The sequence below is a fragment of the Bradyrhizobium sp. SZCCHNR1002 genome (assembly GCF_032381435.1).
GTDB lineage: Bacteria > Pseudomonadota > Alphaproteobacteria > Rhizobiales > Xanthobacteraceae > Bradyrhizobium > Bradyrhizobium aeschynomenes.
Window position 1 is genome coordinate 636,468 of record NZ_JAUHIS010000002.1, and the last position, 18,920, is coordinate 655,387.

The window sequence follows — 18,920 nt, forward strand, 5'->3', positions numbered from 1 at the left end:
GTCCTCGCGCGGGAGGCTCCCTGGGCCATCACCAGGGATTGCCGCCCTGGGGCTCTTTCATGCCGGGGAGCGGCCGGGAGGGTCAATCAGGAATTCCGGCATCCTGAATTTATCTTTTCATAATTCTGATATATGAAATATTATCTCACGATGAGGCCACTCAATTCTTCGGACGACATGACCACACCCGACTCGGAGTCCGCCTCCAGCCTTCGTCGCGCCCTGAAGCTGCTGCGCATCCTCAGCCAGGGCGACCCGGAGGGGCTACGGCTGAAGGACATCGCCGAGGCCGCCGGCTGCAGTCAGCCGACCGCGCATCGCATGCTGCAGGATCTCGCCGCGGAGGGCTTCGCCGAGCAGGCTGCCGGCAAGCGCTATCGGCTCGCGCTCGACTTCTACGTGCTCGCCGCCCGCGCCGGGCAGGCCAGCGGATTGCGCGACGCGGCGCGGCCGGCGCTGCTGCGGCTGTCCGCGACCTTGAGCGACACGATCTTCCTGCTGGTGCGCAACGGCTTCGATGCGGTGTGCCTGGATCGCGTCGAGGGGCCGTTCCCGATCCGCTCCTTCACCGGCGACATCGGCGGCAAGGTGCCGCTCGGCCTCGGCCAGGGCAGCCTCGCCATTCTCGCCAATTTGCCGGAGGACGAGCAGGAGGCGGTGATCCGCTTCAACATCCCGCGCCTGCTCGACCGCGGCTTTCTCGACGAGGCCTCGCTGCGCAGCGCGCTGGCGCAGGCCCGCGTGCAGGGCTGGGTCAACACCAGCACCGGCCTCATTCCCGGCATGGCCGGCGTCGGCGTCCCCGTGCTCGACGCGCAGGGCCGCGCCGTCGCGGCGCTCAGCGTGGGGACCTTGGCGGAGCGGCTGAATGCGGAGCGGCTGCCGCATGTCGTGAGGATCCTGCAAAGCGAGGCGCAAGCGCTCGCAGAGAAGCTCAACCCGTTCGATGTGGCGCTGCGCTATCCCTCGCGGAGCCTGAGCACGATCGGTGGCAGTTGATTGCTTTACACAACTGCCACCGTCATTCCGGGGCAAGGCCGCAGGCCTTGAACCCGGAATCCCGAGCTTGGCTTGCGTTCGCTTTCAACCACCTCGGGATTCCGGGTTCAATCGCGCACACGCGAGCGCGTGTGCACGATTGCCCCGGAATGACGGCGGGTGGCTCGGGGCGGTGCGGCTGTGACCAGCCGTTCAGGTCACCCACTCCGCGCGAATGCCACGTGGCGCGTTTCTGCTCTCGGGCTCGCGCCAGGAGAACGTGAACAACCCCTTCGGCTCGACCTGCTCCAGTTCGGCGCGGTCGATGTCGCGCGCGATCACGACGATGAAGGGCGCTGGCGGATTGTCGGCCCTCAATTGCCGTGGCGGCGAGAACATCGTGCCGACGCTTTCGACCAGCAGCGGCCGCGGCGCCTCGGGCACCTTCACGAGGCCCTTGATCCGCAGCAGGCGTTCACCGAGACGGCCGGCGACATTGTCGAGCCAACCGGCGAGATCGGCGTAGGCCATCTCGCCGCGCGGACGGACGAGACAGAGTGCGAGACGCGGATGCGCGGCGGCCAGAGCGGGCGCGAGTTCGCGCAGTGGCGGTGCTGATGACAACGGCGCGAACGCCGCCGCTACGATGGCAGCGCGATTCCCATCGGCGATGGCCTCGGCGACCGGATTGAGCTGGGCGATCGCAAGTGGCGCATCGGCGAGCGCATCGGGCGCGAGATCCGCCTTGGTCGCGACGATGCGGTGCGCCGCGGCCCATTGCGCAGCGGCTTCCTCGAAGGTCGCGACGTCCAGGCCGCGGGTGAGATCATAGGTCGCGACGACGGCGACGCGCATGCGGTGCTCGGCCAGGGTCGCGAGCTGGCGCAGCACCGGGCCGGGCATCGACAGCCCGGACGTTTCCAGGATGATCCTACGCAACGGCGGCAGCCCATCCGGCCGCGGCGCCATGATCAGGCGGTCGATGGTGAAAGCGAGATCGCTGCCGATCTGGCAGCAGACGCAGCCGTTCGACAGCATCGCCATCGGCACATCGTCACCACTCTCGCGCAACAGCACGCCGTCGAGCCCGACCTCGCCGGCCTCGTTGACGATGACAGCCGTATCCGTCGCGGTCTCCGCGCTGAGCACGTCGCGCAGCAGCGTCGTCTTGCCGGAGCCGAGGAAGCCGGTGAGGACGAAGAAGTCGATTGTCGGGGCGCTCATGGCGCCGCGGCGTCCTTGTCTTTATCCCTAGCGGCGTATTTCTCCGGCACGTCGCTCTCCCAGCTGGCCTTCACCAGCTCGCGCACGTCGGCCAGCAGCTCCTCGGTGTCGTAGATGATGCCGTCCTTGATGGTGTATTTCAGGCCGCGATGCCACTCGACCGCGTTGGTGGCGTCGTTGAAGCGCATCGCGCCGGTGCCGTAGAGCAGCTTGAAGTCGGTCAGCGGATTGTGGTCGTGCACCAGCAGGTCGGCGCGCATGCCGACGTCGACGGTGCCGATCTCGTTTTCGAGCCCGCACAGCGCGGCGCCTTGCGAGGTCGCCGAGCGGAGCACTTCGAGCGGATGGAAGCCGGCCTCCTGCAGCAGCTCGAGCTCACGGACATAGCCGAAGCCGAAGATCTGGTAGATGAAGCCGGAATCCGAGCCGGTGCAGACGCGGCCGCCGCGGTTCTTGTACTCGTTGATGAACGCCATCCAGAGCCGGTAGTTCTCCTTCCACTCGATCTCGTTCTGGGTCGACCAGCGATACCAGTACGAGCCGTGGCCGCCGCGCTGCGGCGTGAAGTAGTCCCACATCGACTTCCAGGTGTACTCCTTGTGCCAATAGGCCTGCCGCGCCCGCATCAGATCGCGGTTGGCGTCGTAGATCGTGAAGGTCGGCACGAAGGTGAAGCCGATCTCCAGGAACTGCTCCAGTACCTCGTTCCACTTGGCGGAGCCCGGCTCGGCGCCCTGCCTGAACATCTGGCCCGAGACCGAGAAGCGGAAATATTCATCGGTGTAGTTGTAGTCGAGCGGGAAGTTCTGGATGACCCGGTCCTCGAACAGCGCCTCCGGCAGGCCGTAATAGTGCTCGGCGCTGGTCAGGCCCCATTTCGCGGTCGTCAGCGCATTCATGCGCGACACCGCCATCTGGGCGTGATGGCAACCGGTGCGCAGGCCGATCTGCTTGCACTCGTCGAGCGCGGCTTCCATGATCGCGGGCGGGGCTCCGAAGAACTTGATGCCGTCGGCGCCACGCTGCTTGACCTGACGCAGCCACTCCCGTCCCTGCTCGGGCGTGTAGATCGTCTTGACCATGTCGTTGACGGCCGGGAAATAGGCATAGGCGAGCAGCCGCGGCGCGGCGATCGTGTTGTTCTCGGCGCGCTGCTTCTGGTCGAGCATCCAGGACAGGCCGTTCATCGAGCCCATCTCGCGCACCGTGGTGACGCCATGCGCGAGCCAGAGCTTGTAGACGTAGTCGACCGGCGGCACCCAGCCATTGGCGGAGTGATAGGCGACGCCGGCATGGGCGTGGCAGTCGACGAAGCCCGGCGTCACCCATTTGCCGCGACAGTCGATCTCGTGATCGGCGGGCTCGCCGGAGTTGCCGGCATAGCCGTAGCCGACGACCTTCTTGATGCTGACGATGCGGCCATTCTCGACGATGATGTCCACGGGCCCGATCGGCGGCGCGCCGGTGCCGTCGATCACGGTGGCGCCGCGCAGCGCCAGCCGCTTGAACGGCCCCATGCCGCGATCCCGCGTCGTCGCCTTCGGCACGATCGGCGCGGCGCCCTTGTTCCGGATGAAGGCGAGCTCATCGCCGGGCAGTGTGGCTTGGTCGGTCATGCCGTTTCTATCCTTGTTATACCGAACTACCAGCGAAGGAGACGGTGCGCTCCCTCTCCCCGTCCTTCACGGGGAGAGGGTTGGGGTGAGGGGCAGCCGCGCGGGAAGTGTTCGGGGTGAGACCTGTACCCCCTCACGCGGATGGCATCTGGCGATGCCATCCGACCTCTCCCCGCAAGCGGGGCGAGGTTGCACCGCGTCCGCGGCGAGGCCTTCGCCCACTCATTTCGCACCTCATCCCGTCCTATACTTCCGCGCGAACGCGACGCTGCCGAACACGGTGAAGGCCATGGTCACCGCGAGCAGCATGAAGGCGAGCGCGGCGCCCATCGGCCAGTTGTTGCCGCGCACGAACTGGTCGTACACCGCGGGCGCCATCATCTTGAATCGTGGGCCGCCGAGAAGCACCGCCGTTGCATAGGTGTTCATGCACAAAACGAACACCAGGATCGAGCCGGCGGCGACGCCGGGGCCGGACAGCGGCAGGATCACCCGCCAGAACACGCGCGCGCCGGACGCGCCGAGATTGGCGGCGGCGTATTCGAGATCGCGCGGAATGCTCTCGATCACGGCCGACAGCGTCAGGATCATGTAGGGCAGCACGACCGCGATGATCCCGATGATGACCGCCTTGGTCGTGTACATGATTTCCAGCGGCGCCGAGATCAGGCCGAGCTTCAGCAGGCCCGTGTTGACGAGGCCGTCGCGCGCGAACAGCGCCATCCAGCCGGCGGAGCGCACGACATTGCCGACCAGCAGCGGGAACAAGGTCGCGATCACGACCAGGCTCTTCCAGCGGCTCTCCATGCGCCCCAGCCAATAGGCCGCCGGAAACGCCAGGATCAGGGTCAGCAGCGTGCACAGCAGCGCGATGCCGAGCGTGGCCAGGATGATCTGCTGGTAGTACGGATCGGTCGCGGCCTTGATGTAATTGTCCGGCGACAGCGCCTGCATCATCAGCTGGGTCGGGCTGAACTGGTTCAGCGAGATCCGGAACATCAGGATCATCGGCCCGATCAGCAGCGCCAGGACCAGGAGACAGGCAGGGACGACCAGCAGCGCCATCGCGCGAGCTCCGATTGCGAAAGTATCGGCTGTTCAGCCGCGACTCCTGCGGCGAAGCCGCAGGAGCGCATTGTCCAAGGCTCAGGCCTTGAACTCCTTGTTCCAGAAGTCGAGCGTGCGCTGCGAGCGCCCGGCGGCATAGGCATAGTCCGGCTTCAGCAGCCGCGCGCGCTCCGCCTCGGTGAGGCTGACCTGCTTGGCGAGATCCTCCGGCAGCGGCGCGTCGGTGACGGTCGGGACATAGCCCATCTTGTCGGCGAAGCCGCCTTGCGCCTTGGCGTCGAGCATCGCGTCGAGATAGGCGAAGCCGCCGGCCTTGTTCTTGGCGTTCTTCGGCACCGAGGCCTGGAACACGATCGCCGGCGTCCCCTCCTTCGGCACGACATGGGCGAGCGGAATGCCGGACTTCTTCCACATGAAGCCGCGGGCGAGCCACATCGTGGTCAGCCATACCTCCTCCGACTTCAGCGCCGCCGCCAGGGCCTCGTTAGACGGATAGATCTTCACGTCGAGCGAGCGCCATTCCATCAGCTTCTTTTCGGCCGGATCGAGATTGCTGACGCCGCCGCCGCCGGCGAGCGCCGCCGCCAGCGTGTTGTTGGGATAGAGGATGTCGGCGAGGCCGATCTTGCCGCGCCATTTCGGATCCCAGAGATCGGCGAAGGATTGCGGCGGCGTCTTCACCTGGTTGGTGTTGTAGAGGATGACCTGGGCCGAATAGATGTGCGGGATCGCGATGTCGCTTCTCAGCTCGGGGAAGACCTTGTCGAGCCGCTTCACCTGCGCCGCGTCGACCTTCTCGAACACGTCCGACTGCGACACGATGTAGGCATCGTTGTCGGACAGACAGGCGACATCCATCGAGCCGCGCCGGCTCTGCCGCTCGGCGAGCAGCTTGGTCTTGCGCGGATCGGCGTTGCCGACGTCCTGCACGATCTCGAAGCCCTTCGGCGTCATGATCGGCTTGTCGATGATATCCGAGAGCAGCTGACCATAGTCGCCGCCCCAGGTGCCGACCACGACCTGCCCGCCCTCGGCGCGAGCCGTCGGCATGCCGGAGGCCAGCGCGGCGACACCGGCGCTGGCGGAGAGAAAATGACGTCGCGAAATCATGGGAGAACCTCTCGCTTGGGATGATCAGGACGATGTTTGCGGCACCAGCCGCGGGGCCTTGCGGTCCCACTGCAAAGACACCGGATCGTTGGTTTTGAGCGATGCCAGCGGCTCGCCGGCGTCGGGTGTCGGCCGGACGGCGACCAGCGTCTCGTCACCGAGAGCCACGACGTATTCGGTCTGCGCGCCCATATAGGTGATCGCCTGAACGCGGCCATGCACCTCGCCGGAGTCGCCGGGCACGATATCAATCCGTTCCGGGCGCAGCGCGAAGGCGTCGGCATCGTCGCGCTCGCAATTGACGACATCGACCGGAAGCAGCAACCCGCCGCTGGTGCGAAACTGACTAGCACTCGCGCGCCGGCCCGCCAGGATGTTGCAGCGGCCGACGAAGTCGGCGACGAACGCATCGACCGGCGAATCATAAAGCTCCTGCGGCGTGCCGATCTGGCGGACGCGGCCGCCCTCCATGACGACGAGACGGTCGGCCATGGTCAGCGCCTCCTCGCGGTCATGCGTCACCATCAGCGTGGTCAGGCCGAGCCGCTGCTGCAGCGCGCGGATCTCCAGCCGCACCTCGGCGCGCAGCTTGGCGTCGAGATTGGACAGGGGCTCGTCGAGCAGGAAGATGCGCGGATTGATCACCAGCGCGCGCGCCAGCGCCACGCGCTGCTGCTGGCCGCCGGACAATTGCCGCGGCAGCCGGTCGGCGAGATGCGACAGCCGCACCAGCTTGAGCGCCTCTTCGATCCTGGTCTTGCGCTCCGCCGCGTTGAGGCCGCGCATCTCCAGGCCGAAGCCGACATTGTCGGCCGCGCACATATGCGGAAACAGCGCGTAGGACTGGAACACCATGCCGGTGGCGCGCTTGTAGGCCGGCAGATCAGTGACGTCCTCGCGGTCGAACAGCACGCGGCCGCTGGTCGGCGGCAGGAAGCCCGCCACCATGCGCAACGTCGTCGTCTTGCCGCAGCCGGAGGGCCCGAGCAGCGCGACCAGTTCGCCCTGGTTGACCGAGAGATCGAGGCCCTCGACGCCGATCGACGTGCCGAAGCGCTTGGTGAGCTTCTCGAGAGTGAGCTGCGCCATCACACCACCCGCGACAATTTGACGAAGCGGTCGGTGATCACCATCAGCAGGCCGACCAGCGCGATCTGGACGGTGGCGACGGCGGCGAGCGTCGGATCGATGCGGAATTCGAGATAGTTCAGCATGGCGACAGGGAGCGTGATCCGTCCGGGCCCGACCAGCAGCATCGACAAATCGAGATTTTCAAAGCTTTGAATGAAGGAGAACATCGCAGCCGCGACGATACCGGAGCGCATCATCGGCAGGGTGATGCGGCGGAACACCGTGAACGGACTGGCGCCGAGATTCGCGGCTGCCTCCTCGGCGGCACGGTCGAGGCCTTGCAGGCTTGCGACGACGAGACGCACAGTCCACGGGATCGCGAGCAGCGTATGCGCGGCGACGAGTCCCTCCGTGGTCGCCTTGATGTCGCGGTCGAGCAGATCCTCGGCCAGCACGTAAAACATGTAGAGGCCGGAGCCGGCGACCACACCGGGCACCGCGAGCGGCGCCAGCAGGAACGATGACAGCGCCTGCCGCCCGCGGAATTCGCCGCGCACGATGGCGAGCGCCGCGGCGGTGCCGAGCGGCACGCCGATCGCCGTGGCAAGCAGCGCCACCTGGAAGCTCGTCATCAGGCCGCGCAAAAATTCCGGCTTGCTCAGCGCGTTCGCGTACCACTTCAACGACAGCCCCGACGGCGGGAAACTGACGATCTCCTGCGCGAAGAAGCTGGTCATCACGATCATGACGACCGGCGCGAAGATGATGGCGTAGGCAACGACGATCAGTGTCCGCACTGCGAATGAACCGAAAGACAGTTGTCCCGTAAAACGGAACAGCATTGCAGACACCTCAACAAACAAAGGGCAGGTTGTGCGGCGGCATCGTAGTCGCCAGCTCCGCTGTCGCCAAGCCCGCGAGGGGACTTATCGCAATGCACATGTGCATGGGCGAGCCGGCATGCGGTGCCACGATCCTAACGCGTGAAACTCTGGCCGCTCCATCTCGGCGCTAGACTTAGAACCGGTTGTTTCCCTGTCGAGGTCTCGTCAGCCTCACCGTTGTCATGCTCCGCGAAAGCGGGGCATCCAGTACTCCGCGGCAGAAGAGATTCACCGAGGCGTCACGGCGTACTGGATCGTCCGCCTTCGCGGACGAAGACAGCCGGAGTACCATGATCAATGTGCCAGGACGTCGGAAACGGCCGTCTCGCGAGGCAAACAATTTCTGATTATCGTCATTTTTCATGACGGCGCGAGAGATCGCCCCCCGAGCAGCACCCACTCCGCAGCGGCGTCGTTTTGGGCAACGCGTGCTCAATTCTTGTACCGGCGCGATCCAATATTTCGTGCGCCCACGGACAAGTCATCCGCGCAGGCGCGCACCTAAGCTTGCCTTCGAGCTTGGACCGGGGCGACGGCACCAATGCACCGCCGGACCAGCGCGACACCATCGTTCGAAGGAGCTGGCAACATGCAGACGAGGCTATTCACTGGGGCGCGGCGCGCGTGGCTTGCCGCGCTCGGCGCCATCATCGCGGCAACACTGCTCGCACCCATCGATGCGAGCGCGGCGACACCGGCGGGCTGCGCGGCACTGAAGGAGAAATACCCGGACTGGAAGGGCAAGACGCTCGTCAACGCCATCAATCCGCACACCCCAGGCTACGAGTCGATCGACCCGAAGGACCCGAGCAAATATGTCGGATTCGACATCGACCTCGGCGAAGCGATCGGCGACTGCCTGGGCTTCAAGCTGACTTACAAGGCGGTGACGTTCGCCGCGCTGCTGACCACTCTGGCGAGCGGCCAGGCCGACATCGTGATCTCCGACATCTACGCCACCAAGGAGCGCGCCAAGGCCGCCGACTTCATCACCTATTCCAAGGTGTTCGACGGCGTGCTGGTCGCCAAGGGCAATCCGAAGGGCATCAACGGCATCAACATGTCGATGTGCGGCGCGGCCGCGGCCGAGAACACCGGCTATGTCGAGGTGCCGCTGATCCAGGATCTCGCGCCGAAATGCAAGGAAGCCGGCAAGCCTGAGCCGACGATCCAGCTCTACGACAACAACGCCAACTGCATCCAGGCGATCCTGGCGGGCCGTGCCGACACCTATGTCAACGACGTCAACACCGTCGACCAGGCGGTGAAGGCCTATCCGGACAAGCTGGAAAAGGCGATCGCCGTGACCATCCCCTATTCGGTCGGCATCGCCGTGCCGAAGGACAAGCCGAAGTTCCGCGACGCCGTGATGGCCGCGCTGATCGAGGTGCAGAAGGAAGGCATCCACCAGGAGCTCTTGAAGAAGTGGCAGCTCGATCCGGCGAACTTCAAGGAGCCGGATATTCTGACGGCGGACTAATAGCGCCGCGGTTTCGAAAGCGAAGCTGCTGCCCCAGCGACGGTGCGCTCCCCTCCCCCTTGCGGGGAGGGGTCGGGGGTGGGGGTCCCACACAAAGACTATTTGCTGGGTACCCCCCTCCCCACCCCTCCCCCGCAAGGGGGGAGGGAGCGCACCATTTCCTTGGCGGCACATGCGTGAGCCACATTCGTAGGGTTGGCAAAGCGCAGCGTGCCCACCGTCTTACTTCCGCAGCACCGCGGTGGGCACGGCGCCTCGCGCCTTTGCCCACCCTACGCACCTCCCGGGTCGACCACATGTCCCTCTTCCTGCACTATCTCAGCATGCCGTACCTGCTGCAGGGCATCGAGCTGACCCTGCAGGTCACCGCGCTCGGCCTGGTCGGCGGACTGATCCTTGGCCTGGTCCTCGCCGCGATGCAGCTCAGCCGGTTCTGGCTGCTGGCGGCGATCGCGCGCGGCTACACGGTGATCTTCCGCGGCACGCCGCTGATCCTGCAGATGGTGTTCGCCTACGATGCCCTGCCGCATATCGGCATCAAGCTGCCGGCGGTGCTGGCGGCCGGCCTCGCGCTCGCCTGCAACGAGGCGCCGTTCATTGCCGAGATGCTGCGCTCCGGCGTGCTTGGCGTCGATCGCGGCCAACTGCTCGCCGGCCAGGCGCTCGGCATGACGCCGGGTGTGCTGATGCGCCGGATCATCGCGCCGCAGGCGATTCGCACCATGATCCCCGCCTTCGGCAACGAAGCCGTGAGCGCGCTGAAGAACTCATCGCTCGCCTCCGTCATCGCCGTTCAGGAGCTGACGCTGCGCTCGACGCAGCTCGCCTCCTCCACCTTCGACTTCTTTTCGATCTTCTTCGCGTCCGGCCTGCTCTATCTGGTGCTGACCGGCGCGATCAGCGTCATCCAGCTCGCCCTGGAATGGCTGCTCGATCTCGACCGCACGGCGAGGCAGCGCAAGCTGGCGGACTACTTGCCATGGCGCCGCGTCGATCTCGCGACCAAGCTGGAGCTCGCGGACAAGACAGCGCCCGCCGTCGAGGCCGCTCCGCCCGAACCCGCGGAATTGAAGGAAACGCCACCGCTTGCCCTTTCGATCGAGGACCGTGCGCGGCGCGCCGCGACGATCGCCCGCAACAACGTCGCCGTCGAAGTCAAGGAGCTCCGCAAGGCCTATCACGGCAACACCGTGCTCGACGGCCTCGATCTCACCGTGCGCATCGGCGAGGTGATCGCGCTGCTCGGCCCCTCCGGCTCCGGCAAGAGCACCCTGCTTCGCTGCATCAATCATCTGGAGAACTGGGACTCGGGTGAGATCCGTGTCGGCGGCCGCAAGCTGGGTTTCGACGACAAGGACCGCAAGCTGTCGCCGCGCGCGATCGCCAATGAGCGCGCCAATGTCGGCGTCGGCATGGTGTTCCAGCAGTTCAATCTGTTCGCGCATCTCACCGCCAAGGAAAACATCGCGGGTCCGCTGCGCTGGGTGCATGGCCTCGGCCGCATCGAGGCCGAACGCCGCGCGGTCGAGCTGCTCGAGCGCGTCGGGCTGTCGCATCGCGCTGATGCGCTGCCGCGGCATCTGTCCGGCGGCCAGCAGCAGCGCGTCGCGATCGCGCGCGCGCTGGCGCCGAATCCGAGCGTGCTGCTGTTGGACGAGCCGACCTCGGCGCTCGATCCCGAGCTGGTCAACGAGGTGCTGGAGGTGATTCGCCGCCTCGCCATCGACGATGGGCTGACCATGATCATCTCGACGCATCAGATCCGCTTCGCCGACGAGGTCGCCGACCGCGTCGCCTTCCTCAATGGCGGAATCATCCTCGAACAGGGGCCTGCACACGAGGTGCTGACCAACCCGCGCCATCCGCTGACCGCGCGCTTCCTCTCGGTGATGGAGGCCGAGCGGCCGAAGGACGCGGTCGCATGAGCGTGTGGTTCGCATCCAGCCCGCGGCCATCCTTCGAGACGCCCGCCTGCGGCGGGCTCCTCAGGATGAGGGCTGTGGATGAGGCGCGCTCACTCTCTCCCCTCATGGTGAGGAGGCGCACAGCGCCGTCTCGAACCATGAGGCCCGTCTGCAAATTCACGACGCAACACTCTCGATCTCTGAGCAAAGAGGCCCTCGCATGAAGCACCATCTGCTGCCGGTGTCCAACAAGACCGTCCACTGGGGCTATTTTTCCAAGGTCGTGACACCCGCGCTCACCTTGCGCTCCGGCGACCGCGCCACGATCGAGACGCTGACGCATCACGCCAATGACGACTACGAGCGCATGATCAAGGACGATCCCGGCGCCGAGAGTGTGTTCAAATGGACCAGGGAACATAAGGCCGTGGCACGGCGCGGCTCAGGGCCGACCGAGGGACCGTTCATCCGCGGCTCGGGCGAGGGCATCGGCGTCCACCTGCTCACCGGCCCCGTGGCGATCGAGGGCGCCGAGCCCGGCGACGTGCTGGAGGTGCGCATCCTCGACATCCGGCCACGGCCGAGCCAATGCGGCTGCCACGCCGGCAAATGCTTCGGCTCCAACGCTGCCGCCAATTGGGGCTTCCACTATCACGACCTGATCGAGGAGCCGAAGCCGCGCGAGGTCATCACCATCTTCGAGCTGGACACCGCGGGCGAACCGTTCGCCAAGGCGGTCTATAACTACGTCTGGACGCCGCAGACCGATCCTGACGGCATCGTGCATCCGACCATCGACTATCCCGGCGTGCCGGTCGATCACACGACGATCAAGAAGCGCGAGAACATCCTGCCGGGCATCAAGGTGCCGGCCCGGCTGCATTTCGGCACCATGGGGCTGGCGCCGTCCGAGGCCGACTACGTCTCCTCGATCCCGCCGAGCTACACCGGCGGCAACATCGACGACTGGCGGATCGGCAAGGGCGCGCGGATGTACTACCCGGTCGCGGTGCCGGGCGCCTATTTCTCAGTCGGCGATCCCCATGCCGCGCAGGGCGACAGCGAGCTCGGCGGCACCGCGATCGAGACCTCGCTGACCGGCGACTTCGAGTTCATTCTGCACAAGAAGAGCGATCTCGCGGGCACCTCGCTCGAAGGCCTGACGCATCCGCTGCTGGAGACCAATGAGGCCTGGTCGGTGTACGGCTTCACCTATCCGAACTACCTCGCCGAGCTCGGCGCCAACGCCCAGACCGAGATCGCCAACCACTCCAGCCTCGACCGCGCCATGCGCGACGCCTTCCGCAAGCTGCGGCGATTCCTGATGACGGTGCATCATCTCAGCGAGGACGAGGCGATCTCGCTGCTGTCCGTCGGCGCCGATTTCGGCGTCACCCAGGTCGTCGACGCCAATTGGGGCGTGCATGGCACGATCAGGAAGAACGTGTTCCGGTGTGATTGATGTCGCTGCGGGCCCCCTCCCCTAGCCCCAGCCCGCAAGGGGGAGGGGAACCCGCCATTCGTGTTCCAGCGGCATCGAAGATCGCGAGCTTTGGAGCAGCGCCCTGAGCAGCATTATTCCACCACGGACCGTCAAAGCCGTCTGGCACGGGGGTTGCTTCGAATTCCCGGACCCGGGGCGTGCCATGAGTTTCCGTCCGTTCACCAGCGAATCCTATGCGAGGGACGAGCGCCCCGAGGCGTGGCGCGATGTCCTGAACGCGGTCGGGCTGCAGCCGGCTGCGAAGGCTCCGTTCTACGACGGCCACGCGACGGCGTCGCACCGCCATGCGCCGGGCATCGCGCTGTCACGGCTGGCGGCAGGCGCGCAGATCGTGGCGGCGGTGCCGCAGGCGCATGAGGATCTCCCGATCGCGCTGCTGGCGATCGAGGACGGCGCCGTGCTCCGCAGCGGCGACAGCCATCGCATCGTGCCATCGGGGTGCCTGCTGCTGCTGCCGCGCGGCGGCGACTGGAGCATCGCGTTCCAGCGCGATCTGCGCGCGATCGTGCTGTCGGTCACCTCGGACGCGCTGCACGGCCGGATCAGCGGCAGACTGAAGCTTGCAAGACCCGAGGTGATCGCGCCGAACGGACTCGCCGACGTGGTCTGCCGCACCATCGAGGCCACCGCACGCGCGCTCGAGACCCTGAGCGATGCGGAATGGAGCACGGTGGTGCAGAGCCTCGCCGATCTCGTGCTGACGCTCGCGCATCAGCAGGCCGCGCCGACCTCCGAGGCTGGCAGCAGCGCGACGCAGGCGGCGATCCTGCACCGGATCTGCCAGACCATCGAGCGCCGGCTGGACGATGCCGAGCTGACGCCGGCTCGCGTCGCCCAGGCGGAAGGCATCTCAGAGCGCTACCTGCAGAAGCTGTTCGAGAGCGCCGGCGACAATTTCAGTCATTACGTGAGGGAACGGCGGCTGCAGCGTGCCTGGGCGGATCTCTCCAATCCGGCCGAGGCCACCCACTCGATCTCCGAGATCGCCTACCGCTACGGCTTTGGCGATTCGGCGCATTTCAGCCGCAGCTTCCGCGCCCGCTTCGGCCTGTCGCCGCGCGAGTTCCGGCAGCAGAAGGCCGAGCAGGCGGTGATTTCGGCGGCGCCGCGCGGCCAGCGCGGCTGGCCGCAGGACGCGCTGGCGCAGCAGCGGGCCTCACCGTCACCCGCCTCGTCCAGGAGCGAGATCGCGCTGCCGGCGCCGGCCAACGACCTAGACGCACAACGGCATCACCATCATCTCGCGGTGTCGGCCGAGCGCGTGCATTGGGGCTATTTCAGCCGCTCGCTGCCGCCGCAACTGGAGATCGCCTCCGGCGACACGATCACCATCGAAACGCTGACGCAGCACGCCTCGGACGATCCGGAGCTGATGATATCAGGCGATGCCGGCGCGCAGAGCGTGTTCGGCTGGACCGGGGCGAAGAAGAACGTCGACCGCCGCGGCGCCGGACCGATGGACGCCAGCGTGTTCGGCCGTGGCGCCGGCGAGGGCTTCGGCGTGCACATCTGCACCGGCCCCGTGACGATCAAGGACGCCCAGCCGGGCGACGTGCTCGAGGTGCGCATCCTCGACATCGTGCCGCGGCGAAGCCGCAGCCGTGGGCATGAAGGCCGCGTGTTCGGCTCCAGCGTGGCGGCATGGTGGGGCTATCACTACAACGAGCTGATCGCGCCGCCCGCGCCGCGCGAGGCCGTGACGATCTATGAGATCTTCGCCGACGATCCCGAGCCGCATGCGCGTGCGCTGTATTCCTATCGCTGGGAGCCGCAGACCGATCCGGCCGGCATCGTCCACGCCACCTACGACTATCCCGGCGTGCCGGTGGCGCCCGGCAGCGTCAAGCGCCGCCATGGCGTGCTCGACAACATCCGCATTCCCCTGCGGCCGCATTTCGGTGTCATCGCCGTGGCGCCGCGCGAAGTCGACTTCGTCGATTCGATTCCGCCATCCTATTTCGGCGGCAATCTCGATAATTGGCGGCTCGGCAAGGGTGCGACCGTGTACCTGCCGGTTGCCGTCCCCGGCGCGCTGCTGTCCATCGGCGATCCCCACGCCACGCAAGGCGACGGCGAGCTCGGCGGCACCGCGATCGAGTGCTCGATGACCGGCACCTTCCAGGTCATCCTGCACAAGAAGAGCCGGCTCGCGGGACAACCCTTTGCGGATCTCAGCTATCCGCTGATCGAGACTGAAACCGATTGGGTGCTGACCGGCTTCAGCCATCCGAACTATCTCGCCGAGTTCGGCGCGCAGGGCCAGAGCGAAGTCTACAACACATCCTCGCTCGACCTCGCGATGAAGGACGCGTTCCGGAAGATGCGGCGCTTCCTGATGCACGTCAAAGGCCTCAGCGAGGACGAGGCGATCGCGTTGATGTCCGCCGCGGTCGATTTCGGCGTCACGCAAGTGGTCGACGGCAATTGGGGCGTGCATGCGATCCTGAGCAAGCGGCTGTTCGAGACTGAACGCTGAGGTTCATTGCGCTTCAACTTTGTCCCAGATCTCCGTCGTTGCGAGCGAAGCGAAGCAATCCAGGGCGTCACGCGCGACTCAGGATTGCTTCGTCGCGGAGCCTGTCATCGGGCCGCGCTTTGTGCGGACCCGTTGGCTCCTCGCAATGACGACCGGAATTGTGATTTCTAGCTAGCCCCGCACAAGAAGGACCCCTCACCATGCAGTTCCACATGATCTCCGGCGCCACGCGGCCCGTGGCACCGTTCAGTCACGCGGTGGAGACCGACGGCTTCGTGTTCGTCACCGGCCAGATGCCGGATTCGCCGGAGGCGCCGGGCGTGCTGCCGGAGGGCATCGTGGAGCAGACGAAGGCGGTGATGCAGAACTTGAAGTACATCATCCGAAGCCTCAACCTCGGCCTCGAACATATTGTGATGTCTCGGATTTACCTGACCGAATTCAAGCGGGATTACGCGGCAATGAATGAAACCTACCGTTCATTCTTCCCCGTAGACCGGCTGCCGGCCCGCACCTGCGTCGGCGTCACCGGCCTTGCCTATGACGCGCTGATCGAGATCGATCTGGTCTGTCGACGACCGTAGTTCCGAAAGGTAAATTTCTCCTCAACGCCGGTCATTCGATGTGAGCTGAGGAGGCAGGCGCTGTTGCCGATTGTGCGGCGGCGCCAGCCGGTGTCAATTCGCCGACGAATGAGGCGGATCGAGGGAGTGTCATGCCGAACCAGTTTTCCAATCGCCACGAGATTCGCAAGCCGGCGGTCAGCAGCAAGGGGGGCATCGTCGCCGCGCAGTCGCGCCGCGCGGCCGAAATCGGCGCCGAGGTGCTGGCGGCCGGCGGCGACTGCATCGATGCGGTGGTCGCAACCGGCTTTGCGCTCGGCGTGCTCGAGCCGTGGATGAGCGGGCTCGGCGGCGGCGGCGCCATGGTGCTGTATCGCGCCAGGCAGAATAGCGTCGAGGTGATCGACTACGGCATGCGCGCGCCGGACAGCTTGCGCGTCGAAGACTATCCGCTGGCGAATGACGGCAGCGTCGCCGCCGACATCTTCCCCTGGCCCCGTGTCAAGGACGACCGCAATTTGCATGGCCCCGGCGCGATCGCCGTGCCCGGCATCGTCGCCGGCATGGAGGCGGCGCATCGCCGCTACGCAAGGCTGCCGTGGCAGGACCTGGTCACGCCGAGCGTGAAGCTCGCAGCCGAAGGCCTGCTGGTCGACTGGTGGACGACCGTGATGATCTCCAGCTGCGCGGCCGACCTCCGCCGCTATCCCGGCAGCGCTGCGGCCTATCTGAAGGATGGCCTGCCACCGAATCCGCAATGGGGCGCCAAGGCGGTGACGCGGCTGCCGCAGGAGCAACTGAAGGCGACCTTGGCGCATCTCGCGCACGCCGGCGCGCGCGACTTCTATCAGGGCGACATCGCCCGCTCGCTCACCCGTGACATCCAGGCCGCCGGCGGCGCGCTTTCGGTGGAGGATCTCGCCGCCTTCGAGGCCCATCTTCGTGAGCCGCTCGCTATCCCATATCGCGGCGGCACCGTGTTCGCCACGCCGGAGCTGACCGCCGGCCCGACGCTGGCACACGCCTTGCGGCTGATGCAGGCCAGCGTGACGGCCTCCGGGAAGACCCCGGATGCGGGCGCGTTCATCGCCTATGCCGAAGCGGTGCAATCGGCCTATCGCGAACGCCTCAACGACATGGGCGACGCCGCAGGGAAGCGCGCGCTCGGCGCCGAATATCTCGCGCCCGCCTGCACCACGCATTATTCGGTGGTCGACCGCGACGGCAACATGGCCGCGGTGACCCAGACCCTGCTGTCGGGCTTCGGCTCGAAGTTCCAGGCACCGCAGAGCGGCATCATGATGAACAACGGCATCATGTGGTTCGATCCGACCCCCGGCACGACCAACTCGCTCGCCCCGGGCAAGCGCTGCCTCACCAACTACACGCCCGTCGTGGCGCAGACCGCCGATGGGAGACGCCTTGCGCTGGGCGCCTCCGGCGGCCGCCGGATCCTGCCGGCCGTGGCGCAGATGCTGTCCTTCGTGATGGATTACGGCATGGATCTCGACGCTGCGATCCATCAGCCTCGCATCGACGCCAGCGAAGGCGACGTGGTCGGCGCCGACACGCGACTGTCCGCCGACGTGATGGACGCACTCACTGCGAAATTCGAGACCGTGCCGGCGCCGGTGCAGACGATGCCGATGAAGTTCGCCTGTCCCAGCATCGTGCTGCGCGAGGGCGACATCAACAGCGGCGCGACGGAGATCTTCCACGCCTGGGGAGATGCGGTGACGGAGGGGTAACTCACGGCCGAGCTCTCCTCTGGATGGCAGTGCGCTCCCTCGATCATCAGGTTCGCAACAGCCTGCATCCTCAGCACCGCAGCTCAATACAGCGTCCTCGCCCCTTGTCGGAGAGGGCGTCGCCGGCCGGCCCGCAATCTCATTCGGGTGAGGGGTATCTCTCGGCAAGCGACGCTCGCGGAAACGAACCCCCTCACCCAAGTGAGTTGGTTGCACCGATCTCCATGCCCTCTCCGACAAGGGGCGAGGGCACAATCATCGGCACCGCGCCCTCGGCGCGATGTGGCTGTAACCGCTGGGCCTGACATTGGTGACCATGCTTGCGGCAGCCTTCATCTTCCTGTCCCTGCGGAATCCGATCTCTCCCAGCAAAGCGTGGGGAGAGATTGCACCGATCGGGCCGTGTGGTCTCGTAAGATAGGCTGTCTTGTTAGTTAGCCACCAACGCCTCGACCAGTCCGCTGTCCGCGTCCGCGAGCTCATCGATCACGTCGAAATGGTGCCGGTCCGGCGCCTCGACATAGGCCGTGGATGCGCCGAGTCCCGTCCAGATATTGGCGAGCAGTTGGGCCTGGCGGCGGAATTCGTTGCGCTCGGCGCCGCCGACCCAGGCGGTGACACGGGCGTCTGCAACCGGTGCAAGCAGCGCCGGACTTTCCTTCAAGGCCGTGGCGTCATCGATGTGCAGCGTGTCGTTCATCGCGGTCCGCTGCAGAGGGCGCAGATCGTGCAGGCCGGAGATCGACACCACGTTGCCGATGCGGGCCTGCCGGTCTGCCGGCAGCGGGGCGCCGCTGCAGATCATGCGGCTGACAAGATGGCCGCCGGCGGAATGGCCGGTCAGCGCCACCGGGCCGTCAACCTCGTCCATCGCCTTTGCGATCGCCTGCGCGACGTCGACCGAGATGTCGGCAATCCCGACCTCGGGACATAGCCGATAGGACGGCATCGCCACGGCATGACCGCGTGCGATGGCGCCTTGCGCCAGATGCGACCAGAAGCTCTTGTCGAGCCGCATCCAGTAGCCGCCATGCACGAACACGACGAGGCCCTTCGGCGTGCTCTCGGGGAGAAACAAATCGAGGCGCTGACGCGCGTGTTCACCATAGGCGATGTCGAGCTTGGCACGGCCCTGCCCCACCATGTCGGCACGGTACGCTTCTGCCGGCGGGACCCACAGACCGGGCCAGCGCTCGCCGCCGGGGATGTTCGGACCGTTGGCATAGGCGTTATCCCAGTCCTTGACGGCATAGAGCATGAAGACCTCCTCATCGAATGATCAGAGCCCGCAGGC

General features: G+C 66.2%; 14 protein-coding genes. 7 read left to right on the forward strand and 7 right to left on the reverse strand.

Annotation, left to right across the window (positions count from 1 at the left end):
• The first annotated feature begins 177 nt into the window (after positions 1–177).
• A complete protein-coding gene (locus QX108_RS15335) occupies positions 178–999 on the forward strand; it encodes an IclR family transcriptional regulator (protein ID WP_315787544.1) in 822 nt (273 codons plus the stop codon).
• A gap of 192 nt (positions 1,000–1,191) precedes the next feature.
• On the opposite strand, the gene QX108_RS15340 is transcribed toward QX108_RS15335, so the two are convergent.
• From QX108_RS15340 to QX108_RS15365, 6 genes are all read right to left on the reverse strand, one after another.
• The gene (locus QX108_RS15340; protein WP_315787542.1) at positions 1,192–2,202 is read right to left on the reverse strand and encodes a CobW family GTP-binding protein; all 1,011 of its coding nucleotides are present in this window, start codon (positions 2,200–2,202) and stop codon (positions 1,192–1,194) included.
• Entirely contained in the window at positions 2,199–3,818 is a 1,620-nt protein-coding gene (locus QX108_RS15345; protein ID WP_315787540.1) for an amidohydrolase family protein, read from the reverse strand. The genes QX108_RS15340 and QX108_RS15345 overlap by 4 nt, the downstream gene beginning before the upstream one ends.
• A 234-nt stretch (positions 3,819–4,052) precedes the next feature.
• On the reverse strand, positions 4,053–4,883 hold the full coding sequence (locus QX108_RS15350) for an ABC transporter permease (protein WP_315787538.1): 831 nt from the start codon (positions 4,881–4,883) through the stop codon (positions 4,053–4,055).
• A gap of 81 nt (positions 4,884–4,964) precedes the next feature.
• Positions 4,965–5,996 carry a PotD/PotF family extracellular solute-binding protein gene (locus QX108_RS15355; protein ID WP_315787536.1) on the reverse strand — a complete coding sequence of 344 codons (1,032 nt, stop codon included), beginning with the start codon at positions 5,994–5,996 and terminating at the stop codon, positions 4,965–4,967.
• A gap of 24 nt (positions 5,997–6,020) precedes the next feature.
• Positions 6,021–7,085, reverse strand: coding sequence for an ABC transporter ATP-binding protein (locus QX108_RS15360; protein WP_315787534.1), 1,065 nt, complete (start codon positions 7,083–7,085; stop codon positions 6,021–6,023).
• Entirely contained in the window at positions 7,085–7,909 is an 825-nt protein-coding gene (locus QX108_RS15365) for an ABC transporter permease (RefSeq protein ID WP_315787531.1), read from the reverse strand. The genes QX108_RS15360 and QX108_RS15365 overlap by 1 nt, the downstream gene beginning before the upstream one ends.
• Positions 7,910–8,540: 631 nt before the next feature.
• On the opposite strand from QX108_RS15365, the gene QX108_RS15370 reads away from it, so the two are divergent.
• From QX108_RS15370 to QX108_RS15395, 6 genes are all read left to right on the forward strand, one after another.
• Positions 8,541–9,431, forward strand: coding sequence for an ABC transporter substrate-binding protein (locus QX108_RS15370; protein ID WP_315787529.1), 891 nt, complete (start codon positions 8,541–8,543; stop codon positions 9,429–9,431).
• A gap of 296 nt (positions 9,432–9,727) precedes the next feature.
• On the forward strand, positions 9,728–11,356 hold the full coding sequence (locus QX108_RS15375) for an amino acid ABC transporter permease/ATP-binding protein (RefSeq protein ID WP_315787642.1): 1,629 nt from the start codon (positions 9,728–9,730) through the stop codon (positions 11,354–11,356).
• Positions 11,357–11,555: 199 nt separating this feature from the next.
• Entirely contained in the window at positions 11,556–12,797 is a 1,242-nt protein-coding gene (locus QX108_RS15380; RefSeq protein WP_315787644.1) for an acetamidase/formamidase family protein, read from the forward strand.
• A 184-nt stretch (positions 12,798–12,981) separates the two neighbouring features.
• Positions 12,982–15,315: an acetamidase/formamidase family protein gene (locus QX108_RS15385; RefSeq protein WP_315787646.1), complete on the forward strand. Its 2,334-nt coding sequence runs from the start codon at positions 12,982–12,984 to the stop codon at positions 15,313–15,315.
• Between the two features lie 200 nt (positions 15,316–15,515).
• On the forward strand, positions 15,516–15,899 hold the full coding sequence (locus tag QX108_RS15390) for a RidA family protein (RefSeq protein ID WP_315787648.1): 384 nt from the start codon (positions 15,516–15,518) through the stop codon (positions 15,897–15,899).
• A gap of 131 nt (positions 15,900–16,030) precedes the next feature.
• Positions 16,031–17,626, forward strand: a complete 1,596-nt coding sequence (locus QX108_RS15395; protein ID WP_315787649.1) for a gamma-glutamyltransferase family protein — start codon at positions 16,031–16,033, stop codon at positions 17,624–17,626.
• Positions 17,627–18,056: 430 nt separating this feature from the next.
• Here QX108_RS15395 and QX108_RS15400 read toward each other — a convergent pair whose 3' ends face one another.
• Positions 18,057–18,884: an alpha/beta hydrolase gene (locus QX108_RS15400; protein WP_315787650.1), complete on the reverse strand. Its 828-nt coding sequence runs from the start codon at positions 18,882–18,884 to the stop codon at positions 18,057–18,059.
• Between the last annotated feature and the right edge of the window lie 36 nt (positions 18,885–18,920).